Annotated in this window: 17 protein-coding genes; all 17 read left to right on the plus strand. The window is 38.9% G+C overall.

All coding sequences use genetic code 11. The features are described 5' to 3' along the window. Positions 1-72 precede the first annotated feature (72 nt). The 17 genes from B5F53_RS19690 (at position 73) to B5F53_RS16040 (ending at position 18,518) form a co-directional block, all read left to right on the plus strand. Positions 73-300: a hypothetical protein gene (locus tag B5F53_RS19690; protein WP_140398262.1), complete on the plus strand. Its 228-nt coding sequence runs from the start codon at positions 73-75 to the stop codon at positions 298-300. Beyond that, complete coding sequence (locus B5F53_RS15960; protein ID WP_087225402.1) at positions 293-1,129, plus strand: hypothetical protein; 837 nt, start codon at positions 293-295, stop codon at positions 1,127-1,129. Before B5F53_RS19690 ends, B5F53_RS15960 begins: the two co-directional genes overlap by 8 nt. Before the next feature lie 31 nt (positions 1,130-1,160). Then, the gene (locus B5F53_RS15965) at positions 1,161-2,066 is read left to right on the plus strand and encodes a hypothetical protein (protein WP_087225405.1); all 906 of its coding nucleotides are present in this window, start codon (positions 1,161-1,163) and stop codon (positions 2,064-2,066) included. A 12-nt stretch (positions 2,067-2,078) separates the two neighbouring features. After that, entirely contained in the window at positions 2,079-2,957 is an 879-nt protein-coding gene (locus B5F53_RS15970) for a hypothetical protein (RefSeq protein WP_087225408.1), read from the plus strand. A 13-nt stretch (positions 2,958-2,970) separates the two neighbouring features. Beyond that, entirely contained in the window at positions 2,971-4,320 is a 1,350-nt protein-coding gene (locus tag B5F53_RS15975; RefSeq protein WP_087225413.1) for a hypothetical protein, read from the plus strand. Positions 4,321-4,346: 26 nt separating this feature from the next. Next, a complete protein-coding gene (locus tag B5F53_RS15980; RefSeq protein WP_087225416.1) occupies positions 4,347-5,003 on the plus strand; it encodes a hypothetical protein in 657 nt (218 codons plus the stop codon). A 424-nt stretch (positions 5,004-5,427) separates the two neighbouring features. After that, positions 5,428-7,314, plus strand: coding sequence for a hypothetical protein (locus B5F53_RS19980; RefSeq protein ID WP_162610635.1), 1,887 nt, complete (start codon positions 5,428-5,430; stop codon positions 7,312-7,314). A 282-nt stretch (positions 7,315-7,596) separates the two neighbouring features. Next, on the plus strand, positions 7,597-7,950 hold the full coding sequence (locus B5F53_RS15995; RefSeq protein ID WP_087225422.1) for a hypothetical protein: 354 nt from the start codon (positions 7,597-7,599) through the stop codon (positions 7,948-7,950). Positions 7,951-7,983: 33 nt separating this feature from the next. Next, positions 7,984-8,472, plus strand: a complete 489-nt coding sequence (locus B5F53_RS16000) for a YbjN domain-containing protein (protein ID WP_087225425.1) — start codon at positions 7,984-7,986, stop codon at positions 8,470-8,472. Between the two features lie 348 nt (positions 8,473-8,820). Next, on the plus strand, positions 8,821-9,090 hold the full coding sequence (locus B5F53_RS16005) for a PqqD family protein (RefSeq protein WP_087225430.1): 270 nt from the start codon (positions 8,821-8,823) through the stop codon (positions 9,088-9,090). Between the two features lie 14 nt (positions 9,091-9,104). Beyond that, positions 9,105-10,223: a radical SAM protein gene (locus B5F53_RS16010; protein ID WP_087225433.1), complete on the plus strand. Its 1,119-nt coding sequence runs from the start codon at positions 9,105-9,107 to the stop codon at positions 10,221-10,223. Positions 10,224-10,261: 38 nt separating this feature from the next. Then, positions 10,262-13,825, plus strand: coding sequence for a CHAT domain-containing protein (locus B5F53_RS16015; protein ID WP_087225436.1), 3,564 nt, complete (start codon positions 10,262-10,264; stop codon positions 13,823-13,825). A 30-nt stretch (positions 13,826-13,855) separates the two neighbouring features. Further along, positions 13,856-14,827 carry a hypothetical protein gene (locus B5F53_RS16020; protein WP_087225439.1) on the plus strand — a complete coding sequence of 324 codons (972 nt, stop codon included), beginning with the start codon at positions 13,856-13,858 and terminating at the stop codon, positions 14,825-14,827. Further along, positions 14,824-15,438: a hypothetical protein gene (locus tag B5F53_RS16025; protein WP_087225442.1), complete on the plus strand. Its 615-nt coding sequence runs from the start codon at positions 14,824-14,826 to the stop codon at positions 15,436-15,438. The genes B5F53_RS16020 and B5F53_RS16025 overlap by 4 nt, the downstream gene beginning before the upstream one ends. A 135-nt stretch (positions 15,439-15,573) precedes the next feature. Next, on the plus strand, positions 15,574-16,350 hold the full coding sequence (locus tag B5F53_RS16030; RefSeq protein ID WP_087225445.1) for a hypothetical protein: 777 nt from the start codon (positions 15,574-15,576) through the stop codon (positions 16,348-16,350). A 15-nt stretch (positions 16,351-16,365) separates the two neighbouring features. Then, positions 16,366-17,706 carry a VirD4-like conjugal transfer protein, CD1115 family gene (locus B5F53_RS16035; RefSeq protein WP_087225448.1) on the plus strand — a complete coding sequence of 447 codons (1,341 nt, stop codon included), beginning with the start codon at positions 16,366-16,368 and terminating at the stop codon, positions 17,704-17,706. A 104-nt stretch (positions 17,707-17,810) separates the two neighbouring features. Then, positions 17,811-18,518, plus strand: a complete 708-nt coding sequence (locus B5F53_RS16040) for a 3'-5' exonuclease (RefSeq protein ID WP_087225452.1) — start codon at positions 17,811-17,813, stop codon at positions 18,516-18,518. Positions 18,519-18,520: the final 2 nt, after the last annotated feature.

An 18,520-nucleotide genomic window follows, 5' to 3' on the forward strand; every position in this document is an offset into this window, starting at 1 on the left:
AATTACACGGGATACATTCTGTTAATTGTTGTGGTTGCTCTTGTAAGTGTTTTATTAATGAGACGTGCAAATATGAGAAGAAGCAGAAAATATGACAGATATGTATTCGGTTTGCTAATTGTAAACGTATTGTTTTCTGCAGCAGCAATCATATTGAGTGCAGAATTCACCAATCTGCTTATTTGCCTGCCAGTAACCATAGTATGCATGGTGATTGTAATCATTCTGAATATAAAAGCAAGGAAGGTAATCGGAAAATCCAAAAAAGCAATGAGACAAGGAGATGATATTTATGAATAAACGATCACCCTTTAGAGTGATGCTTAATCTGGTGTTGATTGTAATAGTTGTCATCAGTGTAGTTGCTACGGGATTCGTATCAATCAGGGGATATTGTTCTAATAGAATACCAGAAGTATATTCAGATGAACAAATTGCTAAGGTTGTTAAAGAAGAGTATTCAGATTTCGAGTTTGAAATGGATGATAACTGGGATGTGGAAACACTTTTGGCGGATGATAAAAAGTCTTTTACAGCAGATATTGATATTATCCGTGCAAAAGACTTATGCAGTACGGATTATGGCGTAAAGTTGACTTTCAAATTAGTAGATGGAGTCTGGAAGGCAGTAAGCCTTCCTGCTGAAATTACTCTTTTAAATAATGAATGGTTCTTTGAAAATTCTGAGTGGTCGGCAACAGAGCCAGATGGAACCAAATATAAGGTTTCATTTTTGGATAATTTAGAAGCGGAGTTATGTATCCAGGAAAGCCCTGATCCTGCTATGGCTGAAGAAACTTCGGTTAACGCCCTGGCGGAAGAAATGGCGGAGGACGAGACGGCAGGTGAAGAAATGCTGGAGGATGAATCTGATAATGATGGTCTGAACACTGACGAATACAATATGTACGAAGGACTAGATGGCAGTAATAGCGCGGATATTGATCTGAATGGAGAAGAATCCAGTGAGATATTAGGATGTCGGCTGATGGAGTCTGATGATCCAGCATTCTTTAAAGGAATTTTTGAAACCGCATATGACGGGGCTGTTATACTGACTGTTACCGAAGATGCAGTAAAATTAAAGCTGAGCAATGAAGGCAGAGAACTCACCCTGACAAGGGAATAGTTGCAATTACATATTGAAAGGACGTATATGCATGTTTGATAAGAAAAAATACTATACGAGTTCTTTAAGCTTGAAAAACAGATATTGTGTAAGAGAAGAATTACATAGTCCGTCTTCATACGAAAAATGTGTGAAAACCGTGGATGAATATAATACGGAGTATGTGATACTTTTTGAAAGAATAGGCAACGATTTGCCAAATCTGAAGAACCTTATGTTTGAACTGCCGGTTCACGAGGCTGTCGTCTATCCGATAGATTTAATCGGAAAATCGAATACCTATATATATGAGAATGAAATCGGCTTTGTCTATCCTGTATCATTTTTGGACTTTGATTCTATTGACCATAATCTGGCGAGCTGCAGCAAAGATGATAAAGTGAAATTTTTCCAACAATTATGTAATGTGTTAGAAGACATTCACAGAAGCGGAATCTTTCTCAATGGATTTGATAAAAAACAAATATTGCTTAAATCAGGTGAAATTAAGTTTCGATACAACGGATTTAAGAACCACAATCGAAACAGTATTTACAGGGTTCCAGACTGCTTTGCAAAGAACTATTCAGCGATTCCGTGGGCGCTTGATGCATTTTCATTGGTTGCAATTATTTTTGAATATATGTATGAATGGAATCCTTTTTCCGGGATGATGACGTCCTTCTCCAGAGATGAAGAATATCAGTTTGAGATTTTTTATAATAATTTCAGAAAAAAGATTTTTATTTTCGAACGAGAAAAAAAGCGTAATCAAATAGGTTTTTTGATTGGACAGAGGGCTATTATTGAGAAGTGGTCAGAAACAGATCAAAAGATATGTGATTTTTTTCATCATATTCTGACGATGGATATTCCGAAACAGTATACCCAGGAGCTTGTTTTCGAAAAAATCCATAAATTAATTGCCTATTATCATAAAGCGGAGATATTTCAATAGCGGAGGGATTGGATGGAAGAATATTTAATGCAACTTTATGAAAAAGATGGAGCTGCAATTTTTCACACAGACTATCAACTTTTGGTGAATTTATTAGATAAATATCCGAAAGGCCCATTAAGAGATGACGCTTACTGTATTCATACGTTATTAGGCGGAAATGCACTGTACAAATCAATAACCGAAGCGCTAAGAAATAAGAATCATGAAGTAAGCCGCGCGGAATATAATGTATTTATTGCACAGATTTACAGTGGCGATCGCTTTTGGAAAAATGACAGCAATGAGCCGGCACATATGGAACATTTATTAAGATTACTTTATAAGGTCGCAGGAATAAATGTATCTGGGATACCGGTGACGATTACACCAGAGAAACTTAAGGTTGATGATAAAGAGGTTCTTCTGAATGAATTAAGCAGTGCAGAAGCTGCATATGAGTGCAGGGACTATCGTGTGGCCTTAGAGAAGAGTAAAGCATTATTTGAAAATGGAGTGGGTTCGGCAGCGGCATTATTAAGTAAGTCATATTTCTATGGATATGGGACTTACAAAGATTACAATAAGGCTCTGTTTTACCTGACCTATCCTCATAAAAAGAGCAGACAGCAGGATAAAGAAGAACGAGCTATGTTAAACAGTCTGCTTGAACTAAGAGATAAAGCGATGTATTCGGCAGTGGTGTGTCTGGCAGGCTCAGTGCTTGCGCTTTTATTTATGCTGGTTACTGGATTCTTTAGCAATCATTTGGGTTTTGCTCTTTTCAATACAGCGCTGTTAGTTGCTGGAAATCTTCTGTTTGCCATGACATACGAAAAGAAGCTTATCTTTGATTTTAGCTATTGGTTTCTCATTCTGGGGTGCATGATTTTGATCGTATTGATATTGTAAGGGAGCGAAAGGTATGATGTTAAATAGCAATAAAAAAATTGAAATAGAAAATTCGTTAATTACAATACTTGCTGTCTTTCTATTGGCAATATACTTTATTATGGATTTTTTGAATGACAAGCGACTGTTGATTGGAGCTATATACGCGGTATTGCTGGGTCTTAGTATATACCTCTGCGATAAGAAGACAAGTTTTTATGAATCTGTTTATTCTCTTACGGCGCTGTTGATTTCTGGAGAAATATTCAAAAATTGCATTCTGTATTTTGAAAGTTTTACATGGATTTTTGGGACTTTGGGGAAACAGTTTGAGTTTTCAGCAAAATCGTATATGAAAGTAGTATTGTCAACGCCGCATATTTATTTTTATCTGATAGGTGTGCTTATATTATTAATATACCGATTCGCGCCAAATTTATGTCAGTCCAATGTTCTGAAAAATGTTTTCAATATATTAGGAAGATATTCGATTTGGGCAATTGTAATCCACATGTGTGCTGCGTGTTTTACTAAATACGAACTTATAGAAAATGTGATTTTTTGTGTATTTCTCATGAGTGCATTCTGGACTGCGTATACAAAAGAGAAGTTCGAGCCCCAAGATGTGGCAAAGGCAATTTTACTGGTTGTGGAAATATCTGTTTTTATTCTGCTTTACCCCAATCAGTATATATCTTTCGTGGAGAACTTTCTAAAGGCACAGGGTATAACATGGATCTATTTAATAGGACTCTTCCTTATGTGTGTGCTCTGCATTTTGTCAGAAAAAATAATGCAGGATATTATTATTGGATTTGTTATTTTGGGAACGATTCTCCTGTTTCTCTATGGGAGGCTCAATCATGTGGCGCCTGAGCCTGCAAATATTGTATTGTTTCATATCAGCGCGCTTTCCTTTTTCTATATTGTGAAAAATGTATTTGGATTTGATAAAGACTATAAAAAGAGACGCTATTTAAAAGCCCTTCTGGCATCCTGTTATATGATAGCATTCCTCCTGACCGTATTCATAGCTAATGATTTTACTAAATCCACAATAATCCTTTGTATAGGACTTGTTTTTCTGTTTGTTTATGCGGGAAATTTTGTTCGGGTGAAGGGAACAATTTATGGAACAGTAATATATGGAGCGCTTCCATGGATTCTGTTGGAAACTACGATGCAATATTTGGGAAAAATAAACGCATCTTTATTTTCAGTAATTCTTTTTACAATTTTATTCTGGTGTACCTGTAGTGTCGCACTTTCGTGGAAGGACACCGCCAACATTAAAACAATAGCTTTTGAAAAGGCTAATTCAAAAATGATTATAAATGGATTATCAGGGATTGCATATTTCTTAACAATCTTAGTGTTGTTTTAGATATTCTGATAGATTAGGGGCGAATTATGTCAAAGATTGTAAATAAAAAAATAATATGTGCATGCTGTGGAAGTGAAGTAAGCATCGACAGAGTACTTTCTTTCTCCTCTGACAATATAGGATTAAGTGGTAATAAGCATACAGCAATGCAATATATGATGGAGAAATGTCCGGAATGTCATTATACATCCTTAGATATTGAAGATACCTCTGTAAGAGTTACGAAAGGAATGTTAAATGCCTTCCGAATGAGACCAGGAACTGAGAAAATCACGGATCCAGTCTTTGTTTCTATTTTAAAAGCAGCAGATATATACGAAAAAAATAAAGATTACAGACTTTATGCATATACTTTGAGGTTAGCCAGTTTTTATGCCGAAGAACTGCAAGAAACAGGCCTCTCCAGAGGGCTTTTGAAGCAGGCAAATGAAGTGCTGCAGATTTATTTTGAAAATAAAGAAGAATTAGAGACATCTGACATTATGCTGGCGATTAAGCTTATTGATGGAAACAGACGTCTTGGAATGACTGTAACCGGAAGAAATATGTGTGGTGAAATTCTGGAACTTATAAAGGATGCAAGTGGGACAGAAATTTCGGAAATCCGTCGTTTAGTGGATTTTGAAAATATGCTGCTTGAAAGTCGTGATGTTGCAGAACACTTCATGAGCGAGGTCTTGTAGTATGGGACTGTTCTCGAGAGACAATAAGAATAACAGGCCCGCACAAGCCGAGAAAAAAACGGTATTTGCCGGAAAAAAGTTTCGCAGTCAAATAACAGAAGATTATAGTAAATATTCAGAACGGCAGTTATTTGCTCAATTTAAAGGTCAAAACTGGAATATCAAAACAGATAAAGGCAAAATCGCTGTTTTACAGGAAATTGAAAATAGAGAGGCTGCTGCGCATAATCGACCTGCCGCAAAAGTTGTACAAGTTTATGGAAGCAGTCATGGTGGCTATAGTAGTGGCGCACATAGAATTGAGATAAGGCTGACGGACAATCCATTTGAAGATCTTGATACCTTATATCATGAATCGGAACACGCGAATCAAAGCAGAGGATCCACAGGCAGCGTTTCTTTCTCTGAAAATGATAAGAAATTGATGAGAATTGAAGATATGGTATCTTCAGATGGAATAAGCAGTCACTACAATAAATATGGAGCATCATTATACAAAGTAATGACATCTGAGCTGGATGCCAATAATGAAGCTTTTGAAAAAGTAAGTTCTTTGAGAAACGAATATAAGGATGAGGGAAAATATCAGGAGTATCTGTCTGGGCGACAAGAGTATTATGATGGGCTTGCAGATGTAATTGCTGTGAAAGCTCCGGAAAAAAAGGCTGCACTACTTAATACTATTGAGTGTGCTTATGCACGTAATGAATTATCTGAAAGTATATATAGCGAATTACGGGAATTAATTGCAGACACGGAAAATTATGACTCGTGTGAAAAACGGGCAGTTGAGATTAATAATTTATTAAATCAGATTAACTTGCAGAATCAGGGTATTCCCCGATACCAGGTGATTGACGCTGCGCAGATACAGAACATTAATAATATAAGCGATAATTTCTGGAATCACCATGGATATACGAAAGAAGACTACATGGAATTAGCTTCTAAACTTCCAGAAATACAGAATGCGTTTGCAAATGGAAAAACATATGCGGAAATTAAAGCCGATTCAGAATTACAGGATACGTTGGCAGCATATTATTCGGATGACAAAATGATTCAGGTTGTTCAGGATCAAAATGGCACCTACCAATATCAGGATGATGGCCGTCATCGTGCAATGGCGGCAAAGGAGCTGGGGTGTTATATTCCGGTCAACGTTATTAATTCCGAAGAGCCTGTAATTATGAATTACTATGAGAATCTGTCAAATATCCGTAATACATCAGATTCGTTATCTGCCTATATGCGTGAACACAATTATGGTCTCGCTGATTTTGCAGAGTATTCTCAGGATCCAGAGTGGCGCTCATTGCAAAGAGAAGCATTTCCCGATTGTGAGTTGCCGCCACTTACGCAGGAAAATGCACAGAGACAATTAACGCAGTATATGAATGAGCATAATTACGGCAGGGATGATTATGCGGAATATTCTCAGGATCCAGTTTGGAGAGAACTGCATGCTGCTGCCTATCCTGATCATGAGCTGCCGCCGTTAGGCGATTCAAAAGAAAAGATTGATACGGAAGACATGAATGCTACGGATGAACCTAATGATGCAAAGGCTAAAATGATTGATGAAGAGTCAAAAGAAGTAGACGCTGAAGAGGAAGGCGAGGAAAAGGAAGAAGTCGAGACCGAAGAAGAGGCCGAAGCCGAGGAAGAAGAGGAAGAAGCCGAGGAAGAAGAGGAAGAAGAGGAAGAGGCCGAGGAAGAAGAGGAAGAAGCCGAAGAAGCCGAGGAAGAAGAGGAAGAGGCCGAAGCCGAAGAAGAGGAAGAGACCGAGGAAGAAGAGGAAGAGGCTGAGGAAGAAGAGGAAGAGACCGAGGAAGAAGGGGAAGAAGTCGAGGCAGAAGAAGAGGAGGAGGCCGAGGTAGAAGAAGAGACGGAAACAGAGATCGAAGAGGAAGCAGGTGAAATTGAGGAAGAGGAAGAAGTCGAGACAGAAGACGAGATAGAGGCTGATGAAGTTGAATCCGAGGAAGCCGAAACTGAGGAGATAGAAGCCGAGGAAGGTATCGAAATTGAAGAAGCAAAATCAGTAGAGGAAGTAGAATCGGAGGAGATGGATTCAGTTATGATGGATGATATTGAAAACGGAGAGAGTGAAGATTTTGGCTGTGAAGAAAACTCTGTTATGATTGAAGATTTAGACAATAGTGATGAGATTACAGAGATGGAAAATAACTCAGAACTGCTTAATGATTTAGGCGAGACTGAGGAAATGAACAGTTCTATATCAGAATCCAATGATTATTCTGCTTCCAGTGACGGAATGACAAGTGACGGTGGAATGAATTTAGAGTAGCTGAAGCAGGATTCTCCAGCCTGGTGTCCTTGTAAATTGGTAATTTGAACAACAAAGGAAAACGTGTAAAACAAAATTCTGACCTGATTTTGAGAGAAATCTACGGGAAAAACATTTTTATGCCGATTAGATATAATGAAGCAAGCAATGATTCAAACGAGAAAAGAAGGGAGGAAGCGAGATATGAAGAAGCTTTCATTTCCGTAGCCGGTTGGAAGCTGTATCATTGCATTCATCTTATGTACCAGTCTACAGGGAACAGGAAAATGGAGGAGAGAGAAAATGAAACATAATAAGTTTAAGTTAGGTATTTTATTAATATGTTTATTTGTAATGGGAACAATTGCTTTTTCAGCATGTGGAAGTTCGGAAAAGTCTGATTTAGTTGGAACATGGATAGATGACGAACATGAAGATAGAAAACTTATTTTTAATTCTGACGGAACGTGGTCTTATGTCAGCCCATGCCCTGCTAATGGGACATGGCAGATTACAGAAGGAACAGAAAATGAGGTCCAGATGCCATCTCAGTCGGGTTTGGGCCAGGATATGTGGCATATCGGCGGAGTGAGGAATTTTTCTATCGATGGTAAAACACTGACGTTAGATGGATTTGGTACCTATACAAAGGAATGAAGTTCTATTTAAAACAAAAAGGAGGATTTAACCATGGAAAAGATTACATATTCTAATGAGATCGCAGCAATTGTTAAGCAGTTTCTGGATGCAGATGACTGGCATTATTCCTTTGATGAGAATCTTGGTATTTTCGATTTCGGAGTGAGAACTGGAAGCAGGATTCAGAAAATCAAGTACCTTGTGGATGTAAAGAAGGACGGAGTTGTATTCTATGGCTTCTGTCCGATTAGCGCGGATCCGGATGACGCTGAAATGATGGCACGGATGGCTGAATTTTTCTGCCGTGTTAATCATAGTCTGCTAAACGGGTCCTTTGAGTTTGATTTCCGTGATGGTGAAATCAGGTACAAGAGCTATGTGGATTGTGATGGGGTGCTTCCGTCTACTGAAGTGATAAGAAACAACATTTATTGCATTTTTGGAATGTACAAGCGTTATGCACCGGGCATCACGGATATTATCTTTGCTGACTGTTCAGCAAAGGATGCTGTCGCAAAGTGTGAGAAGTCTCAGGAATAAAAATTGAGAATCTGCTTTCTGAAAAGGAGTAACTAATAGATAAAGGTGTTTATGCCATTACGGTTACAATATAAACACAATTTTAAGAGGAAGGAGGAAGCGAGATATGAAGAAGTTTTCATTTCCACAGATGGTTGTCTTGAAGAAAAGTAACAGAACAGCGGCATACGGGCCAGAAAACCCATATCACTGCACGTTTAAATCTTGTTGCTATCAGGGCAAATGATTTTATCTGCCAATGTTGAGGCAGGGGCAAAGAAATGTCTCTCGTAGCTGTGTACCTTATGTGCCAGTCTGCGAGAGACAGAAAAATAACTCATAAACTACCGTTTATGGGAAGGAGGATGTATGAAACAAAACCCTGATTTGATTTTGAGAGAGATTTACGGAAAAAACATTCTTATGCCGATTAGATATAATGAAGCAAGCAATGACCCAATCTATTTTAACGAAGTAGCCGCATTAATTTGGAAATTATCAGACGAGGCGAAAGATCCAACCGATTTATTAAATGCCGTCTGCCGCTCATATAATCTGAAAACTGGTTCTGCCGAGGCAGCTGCAGTAGAAGGATTTATCAATCAGCTTTTGGAAAGTAAGCTGATTTTGGCAGAGTAAAGGAGGGGAGAAAAATGGCAGAACGTTATTGTATGCATAATCAATCCATGAATGATTTTATCGATGAAAATTTTGAAGACATCCGCGCTCCTTTTACAGCTGGTTTTGAATTAACCGCCAAATGCAACTTAAATTGTGTTCATTGCTATGCAAAGCCGGATCGAAACCATCAGGATTTTACCTTAGATGAGTTCAAATCCATCTTTGATACCCTGGTTGAACGTGGGCTTCTGGATTGTTATTTTACAGGCGGTGAGATTTTTACCAGGCCTGATTTTGAAAAGATGTATGTACATGCAAAGAAAAAAGGAGTCTTAGTATCCCTTCTTTCCAATATCACCTTGCTGAATCAGCATCACATCGAACTTTTTAAAGAATATCCTGTTGAAGTGATCAGCACTTCCATGTATGGATATTCTGAGGCGTCTTACGAAAAGGTAACTGGGGTAAAAGGCAGTTTTCGCAAATTTATGAATGCGCTGGAACTGCTCCAGAAGAATGACATCAAGTATGAGTTGAAATTTGTGGCCATGGAGCAGAATATAGACGACCTGTATAAGGTAAGAGAGTTTGGAAATAAGTTGGGTGTGCCGATGGTGGTTATCTTGGATGTCCATCCTATGAGCGATGGGTCTATGGAACCGGTGTCCTTCCGATTGACGCCTGAGGCTGCTTTTGACTTTGATGTTCGGGATGAGGGTAGAAAACAGTTCTGGAAAGATGTAGCAAAAGAGCTTTTGACAGGAGAAATTGAGCTGCGCCCGCAACGAACAATTCAGCGGTTTAGAGAGGGTTATTTGTACCCCTGTTCCATCGCGAACCAGCATGTGTTTATTACCTCTGATCTGAAGATGCAGGGGTGTGTCAGAGCCTCTTACCGGAAGTTTGATCTAAGAAAAGGAAGCTTTGATGAGGGATGGACGTATCTGCAGAAAGAATTTGTTGAAAAGAAATCGACTTTAAATTATAAATGCAATTCGTGTGAAAACATCAGGTTCTGCGAACACTGCGTTGCCAATTTCATGCTTGCCTATGGAGATGAAGAACAGGTGGATCCTTTCTTTTGCCGGGTTGCTGAGCTGAGGAGGAATTTTGTTGAGGATGAAATCAAGAGATTGGCAAAAGGGGAGTGAGGGAAAACGAGCAATGCCTGTGAGGGGCGGGTCTACATATGAATGCAAAAGAAGAATATGAACAAATTACAGAATTAATTGATGCGGAAAGAGAGCGGCATTTGAATCGTCTGATTACTGCGCTTGCGGCCGTCTATCAAGGGGAAAACGAGAATACTGACGCTGCGGAAGCATCTGATGATGACACCAGAAAGAGACGTGATGAGGAGAACACGGCAATGACTGCGTTACTCGCTCTTCGAATCAAAGCCGAATGTGAAGGAATTAGATTTCATCTATCTAATCATATCAGACAGATGAAAGAAGACATTGAGAAATTAATCTCTTATGTGCAAAGTCTTGAATATGAGTGGGAAATATCTGATGCAGTAAAAAGTGACGCCTATGATCTTCTCTGTTCCATCTGCTCTTCTGAAGACAGAGCAATAATAGACCAAAGCTATGTTTGGAACCAGAGAAGTATCATCAATAAAGAAATTACACCGGAAATGTGTTGGCTCTTTATGAAGGTGGCGCAATATCTGCGGAATATGAATCGAATTTCTGAGGCTGTGAGTTTATTAGAAGATTTATGTATGTTTAGCAGGGAACGGGACAATCCCGACCATAAGGAACTGATATGCAGAGCCCTTACCCAGATCTGTGATGACAGTCCTGAGACTACCTGCAGAATTTGCAGGAAAGAGTATTCCCTTTTTATGAACGATACCTCTCTTTATTCAGGTGATTTTTTCTGGTTTTACGGATGCGCTTTAATGTCCTTAATGTGTGTCGAAGATTGCCTTTATGCATTTGAGAAGTGTTATCAAATACGAAGAAAGATTTTGGGCGATAACAATTATTATACAGAAGTTGCGCGGCGTGAAATAGCTTATTGCAAGTTCAAACTGACCGATGGGAGTGAAGGGAGGGCCGACCTTAAGCGTTTTGTGGATCAAAGCGAAGCGGGTTTCTTTAATTCCGAAGTGGATGAAACACAATTGCAAATACAGGAAGCGAGAATTCTGTATACTCTGCTGCGGGATTTCACGGATATTTCTGATCCTGTTGAATATAAGAAATATTTGAAAATATACGAGCAATTATGTCAGAGATATGAATATAAAGGTGAGTACTGTATTAATATGCGTACGGCGTGGAATATACGAGGCGGATATTATTTGAATGTGGGAGATTACATTCGCGCGGAATCAGCTTTCCTGAATGCACTGCGTGTAAATGTAACAAATGAGGAAAAGTGTGGAATCTCTCGCATACGAGTACAGAGTAATTTGCTATTAGTTTATCATTTGCAAAATGATATAAAAAAGGCATATCCTCTTGCAGTAGAATTACTCAAAACAATTGAAAATGAGTATGCCGAAGAACACATTGAAGAATCAGATGTATATCGAATTTATACCCTTTTTCTTTCTATACAAGTACAGGCGCTGACCACAGCGGAACAGGAAGAGATTGATAATATCAAAAAACTTCTGGAGGAGACATATGATAGGATTTTATCAGATGGTATTTTAGATGCCCCTCGTGAACAAGCTGGATTTTTCATTACGTGCATTTGTTATTTGATTCAGCAGGATAGCCTTTCCATCTCTGAACAGAGAAAGTTCAGCTCTGTTTTATGTAAAATCGAAGAGAATGAAGAAGTGTTTGATTTGGCGCCTATGCAGATGACAATGCTCTATTATTATAATGCATTAATATTATACGAAATAGGAGAGGCGCAGGCAGAAGAGTACTTCCGAAAAACAATAAATAATTTCGATACTAATGGATTGCAGCATACCCAGAAAGCGGCAATAGCTCAAAGTTATGGAACCTATCTGTGTAGACAGGGGAGGTTTGATGCAGGACACTATTATATCCAAATGGCACTGGATAAAATTACTGCAGCATGGCAGCAGTATGTACAATATATAAATGACTATCGTTTACTGATGATTTTAAGGCCGGTGCAGCTAAACTTTTTTTTCTGTTATGCGGTAATAAGGCAGACGGAGAATATCAATACGGCTTATGAACAGCTGCTGCGCTTTAAGGCGTTGGCTTCTCTTGCAGGCCGGGAAAGAAACCGAATTATCCATGGAAGTTGTTCGAACACGGAACTGCTTGGTAAAATACGGAGACTCCAAAATGCGATGGCGGCATTAGAGTCTGAAAATATATTTCGGAACGTGGAGAAAGACTATGAAAAATTGTCAGAACAACTGCGGCGTGCGGAAAGAGATTTTGCCATACAGTTTCCTCAGGGTGCTTCTTTTACAGAGATTTCTCTACAAGCCGTACAGGACAAAATACCGGATAATACAGCTGTGGTGGAATATTATGGTACAGTTAAAAGCTATGGAAAAACACAAGCTGAACTCAATAATAGTTCAGAAAATCAGCTTATATTTGATGTTTACATCACAAGAAAAGAGTCTGGAAAATGTAGGATGCAGCGCATTACAATTCCAGATGGAATGAAAATATTAGAAGATGTCAGGGCATTTGTTATATCAATGCAGCATATCTCTAGTGGAGAAGCTACAATAGATGAATTAGACCAAATAGATGGAATACGATTTCGCCTTTATGACGCAATTATTGCACCTGTTTTGCCAGCCATTGAAGGATACAGTACTGTGTATATAGCGCCAGATGGTGAGCTAATTAATCTTCCTTTTGACTTACTGTATGGAGAAGAAAAAATATGTCTGTCCGATCGGCATAACTGTGTCAAAATAGAATGTGCCAGGGATTTTCTTTTCGGAAGTGATGAGATTTCGGGCAGCAGCGGCACTTTGATCGTCGGTGATCCGGAATATGAAGTTAGAGAGAGAGGGATTGAACCGGAGAAAACGGTCAAAACAGAAAAAGATCAACAAAGAATACGGAATTTAGACGTTAACGAAATAAGTTCATTACCTTTTGCAAAAGTAGAATCTTATCGCGTCAGCGACCGAATTGGAGGAGAATTATATACGGGAGCATACGCTGCGAAGCAGGTTGTCCTCTCTGCCAGTGGATATGAAAATATCCATATTGCAACGCATGGATATTTTGATCCAGACAATACAGACGCATCACTTTACTCCTCTGGTCTAGTATTTGCAGGAATCAAAAACTGGTATCAAACGGGGGAAATAAGTCCTTTGTATGGCAATGGTTTATTAACCGCAGATGAAGTGAGTCGTATGGATTTATCGTCAACGAAATTAGTGGTCTTGTCTTCCTGTCTGTCAGGAATGAATGACGTCCAGTTTAATGCCGGATTCTACGGAATGGTAAGTGCTCTTTCAGCGGCGGGGGTAAAGTATGTCATATCTAATTTATGGAGTGTTAACGACCTGGCTTCTGCGGTCTTTATGGATGCGTTCTATTATTACTATGCAAATGGCCGGAATGAACCACCAGTTGCCCTGAGTAAAGCACGGGACTATCTGAAAAGTGTGACAATAGATGAATTACGGAGACAAGGGTGGTTTCATCCAACTACGTATCAGATGCTGGATATGGAGAGTCGTAATTTTCTCTATACACTGGAACAGAGAAATGGAAAACGAAAACCATTTCGAAATGAAGCCTTTTGGGGAGGTTTTACCTGCTATGAATGCTACTAAGCAAATATATGGATAAAGAGGTAAATGGCTATGGATATACAGTACAGTAAAAAGCGGGAGAGTTTTCAAAAAGCGCAACAGTTATATGAGCAATACTATGTATCTAATGATGAAAATCTCTTTGAACAGCTTCTCGTTTTAACAGACTCGATCTATGGAAAACAGGTACGTAATCTTTTAAAACAGAACGGATGCTTTAATGAGGAGTCCGAGCATACTGCTTTACAGGAAGCGAGATTGGCAATCTGGCAGCAAGTTCGTAAATGCAGAGAAAATGGGACGCCTGATCCGGATTTTATTCGTTACTGCAAAGGAATCTATTATCATAAAGGGATGGATGCAGTACGTACTCAGAATACATATAGAAGACGTTTTAGTGATAACTCGGGAAGAGCACCGGTTTCATTTGATGCGCCTTTGCAAGAGGGAGGTAAAAATCTTGGCGATACCATTGAAGATGTCCGGAACAGCCTCGAGTCAGGCATAGCGTTGGATGAACAACGTTGGGTATTTAATTCCCTTTTTATCCTTTATTGCCAGTGTCTTGCCAATGGGAAAGCTGAACCGCCAAGAGAACTTGCTCTGTTTTATGCAAGAATTTTCCCTCATGTGGTTGAAGTAATACCAGAAGAAAAGATGGCATCTGCAAAATGGGCCTTTGAACATATGAAAGGAAAAACAGTACAGAAGCTTGGGGAAAAGTCGGAAGCTGAGATGAGAGAACTGATTGACCAGACACTTAGATGGCATGAGAATTTCTGGCTTCAGTTAGAGAAGACAATTTGTGCAGGCGATGAAAAAACATTGCTGAAGGATGTTATATATACGGATGTGTACGGCAAGAACAAAATCGAAGACTGGTCGGAGTCTATGCACAGGACAGTGGTCAAAGAGGTAGTGAAAAACGTTATGAAAGACTCAAGGCTAGTTGAATCCGCTGTAGAATATATTTCTGACCGGGATAAAATTTACTGTTTAATCAAAGGAGGACGTGATAGATGAAGCATTTGACAGAAGATCAGCTGTATCATCTGGCAGAATTATCTTGCGATGCAGAATTATTAAATCCAGAAGAAGAGCAGCAGCTGGAGCATGTAAAGTCATGCCGGGAATGTTTTGAACAATATTGCGTATTTGGGACGATACTGGATGCGACAAGTTTAAACAGCAGCCTGATATTTGATTCAACTGCACTGAGAGAAAAAGCTGCTTCTCCAGTCAGAAAGATTTTAGCTTCCCTTAAAGTCACATACAGATGTGTACAGGATACAGTTACCTTGCTGGGAGAGCAGATTCAGCAAAATATAGCTGCCTTTGCCTTTGAACCGGTTTTGTCATCGGCCGTTAGAGGGAGCAGGAGTAGGAAAACATCAATATTGCGTATGGAAGATATAGAAGACGAAGGGACCTGTTTCGTTTATGACGCAGAGAACCATAAAATTATGCTGCAATTTACTGTGAAAAATAATGAATTTGAAAAGATAAAGGCATACCTGCAATTTGAAGATCAATCGATAATAAATATTCCTTTAGAAAGAAAAGGCGTATATTTAAAGGGGATTTTATCAAATGTTCCTTCAGGAAGTTTTGAAGTGCGTATTGAAGAGACATGAGCCCTGTCATAGAATTAAGCCTGTTTAGTTTTTTGGCCTCGATTAACAATATCGAGGCCAATTTTGTCGGGAAATTCACGAAGAGAGCGATTTATTATTTGTAGAAAGTGTAAGGAAGAAGAGGAGGGGATATTGATGGCTGAAATTAATTTTATAAATCGCTTTCATATCATGGATAGAATTTATCCGGGAAAGTGCCCTAATTTCTATTTGTCTGGTCATTCCATTGGTTTGCTTGAAGATACTGCAATGGAAATAGCTAAAATTATTAAAGATAAGAAATTACTTCAATTTAAAGGGCTTGTTCCATGTTTTTCAATTTTGATGCCTTATTATGATTCTATGAGCAATGCAGAACAGTTTATGAATCGTTTAATGGCCAGTTACAGTATCGCGAGGGACTGTTATGACGTCTATAAGGGGATTATCATTATTGAGTGTTCTGAAGATTGGAATGAATATGGATACAATAGCTACATGGAACTATTAACTTCATTTATTAAAGAACATGAAGAGATTTGCTTTTTGATGCTGTTCCCGGAAAAGAATAAATCAAAATATCAAGATGCCTTATACGGAGAATTTACTAAAAACCGGCTCTGGATTCGTTACCGGTGTAACACATTAAATGTAGAGGAATGCATTGACTTTTTTTGCAAAGAAGCGGAGTTCATCGGTTACAGTGTAACGAATGATACAAAGTGTAAATTAAACAAGATGTTACACGAGCGCAGTGAGTTTTTGGTAGAGAACAAAAAGGCTGTAATGCAGTTACTGAAGCAAATCCAACTGAATAAAATACTTCAGCCAGACTCCAATAACCTGATTATGGAGGATGATTTAGAGATTATTTCCGGTCTAAGCGATAGATCAAATAGTTTCGGAATAGGATTTAATGCGAAAATAAGATAATGGGAGGGAGAAAAAATGTTGAACAATGGACTCAAATACTCTGATTCCAGAATGGCATATGAACATGAATTTATAGATAATCTGGCTTCTTTTGATCTGAAAGCTTCCCATGGTTCTTATGTGGGCGGGCCTGTTCTGTTTCGAAAAGATAATCTCTGCTTTACTGATGGAAGCGATGTGCATGATCTTGTCATTGGAGACACAGGATCAATGAAAACTCTCAAATTTGTTTTACCCTTGATTTATTCCTGCGCTATGGCGAGCGAATCTATGGTTATCGTTGATCCCAAAGGGGAACTCGTCCGAAAAGCGGGAGCGTTTTTAGATAATAAAGGGTATAAAAAAGTTATTCTGAATTGGAGACGGCCGCAGGAGTCGCCGGATAACTGGAATCCATTCGAGCGGGTTCAAAAAGCCTATAATCGGGGAGAAGAAGACGAATCTGAGAATTATTTAAACGACTTACTTCAAAGCCTGTTCTTTGGTCGTACAGTGAAGGGGAAGGATTCTTATTGGAACGAGGTAGCCGGTCAGGTTGCGCGGGGAATTTGTAAGTTGATCCTTAAAATTAATGAGCCGCTTTCGATGAAATCTATTTTGGAATGGCGGCATGCCAAAATGAAGGACGGCACACTAAAAAAATACTTCATGACACTTCCGACTAATTCCGATATTTATCAGAATTTAGCCGGTTTCATGAATTTAACAGCTGAAGGTACAAAAACATGTATAGAATCCACCTTCGATCAGTTGACAGGCTTATTTGCATCATCAAAGGCGCTGACAGAAATGATGTCAAATACCACGTTTTCGATGGAGAAGATCGGAAAGGAAAAAACAGCAATCTTTCTGGTGGTTCCTGACGAGAAAACAACCTATCATTTTCTGGCGACACTCTTTATCTCCCAGTGTTACGAAAGCCTGCTTGATAAAGCAGATCAATATGGAGGCTCCCTGCCGGTCCGCGTCAATTTTATTCTGGAAGAATTCTGTAATATGCCAAAGCTGGAAGATATTGTTGCTATGCTGACTGCGGCCAGAAGTCGGAACATTCGTTTCCATATCGTGCTTCAGTCCTATAGTCAGATGATTGACAAATATGGAGAGCCTGTTAGTAAAACGGTTATGGATAACTGTGGAAATCTGATTTATCTCCATACCCGTGAAATAAGCTTCTTGGAGTACATTAGTAAACTTGCAGGGAAGAATGAATTTGACCGTCCTCTGCTATCAGTTTCAAGGCTTCAGCATTTAAAGAAAAGCGAAACTGTAATTTTCCATGACCGGTGTTACCCTATGGTTGTGGAGAATCTTCCATTAATTTTCGAGTATCCTATGACACATAATTTTATCTGATATACCAATTTTATAAGAAAAATTAAAAATTTATCGGGAAAACAGAAATCCTCTCGAATTTTTATATATAGAAACAAGAACAGAAAGAGAGGAGTTGTCCATATATGTATGCTCAGCACATTATATTAGATTTCGAAATGAACCCAGTAGCAAAAAAATATGAAAAGGCCAGACAGCAGCTGCATAGAGAAATTATAGAAATTGGAGCTACCAAAGTAAACTCTTCCGGAGAAATTATAGATACCTTCAGCTGCTTTGTAAAACCGGAATTTAGTTCTGATGTTGCCAGGTATATCACAAAATTAACAGGAATTAAAACAACAGATGTTTATCAGGCCGCTTCTTTTGCTGAAGCGCTCCAGAATTTTTCAGGATGGATTGGTTCGGAAAAAACGAGAATTTACAGCTGGAGCAATAGTGATCGGATTCAGTTGAGAAGAGAATGTGGCTATAAGCACATCTGCTATCCCAGCAATATGACAAGATGGTTAGATTTCCAGGTGATTTTTCCGAAGCTTATGGAACTGAGAAATCGAAACAGACGGATGTCTCTTCATGAAGCTACTGAATGGTATGGCGTGGATTTCAATCAGAAAGGCGCGCATCGAGCGCTCTATGATGCCAAAATAACGACGGAATTGGTTGCACCGGTTTTAACTGGAGAATATATCGCTCAGAGAGACTGTTTGAAAAGAACAGTCAGAGGAGTTAAAGATGAAGAAAGCACAGGATTTGGGCTCACAGAACTCTGTGGCAATTTCTTTTCCCAGTTTATCAGCAATGATAATTCAAAACCAGAATTCGCACGATAGAG

Source organism: Blautia sp. An249, from assembly GCF_002159835.1.
Taxonomy (GTDB): domain Bacteria; phylum Bacillota; class Clostridia; order Lachnospirales; family Lachnospiraceae; genus Blautia_A; species Blautia_A avistercoris.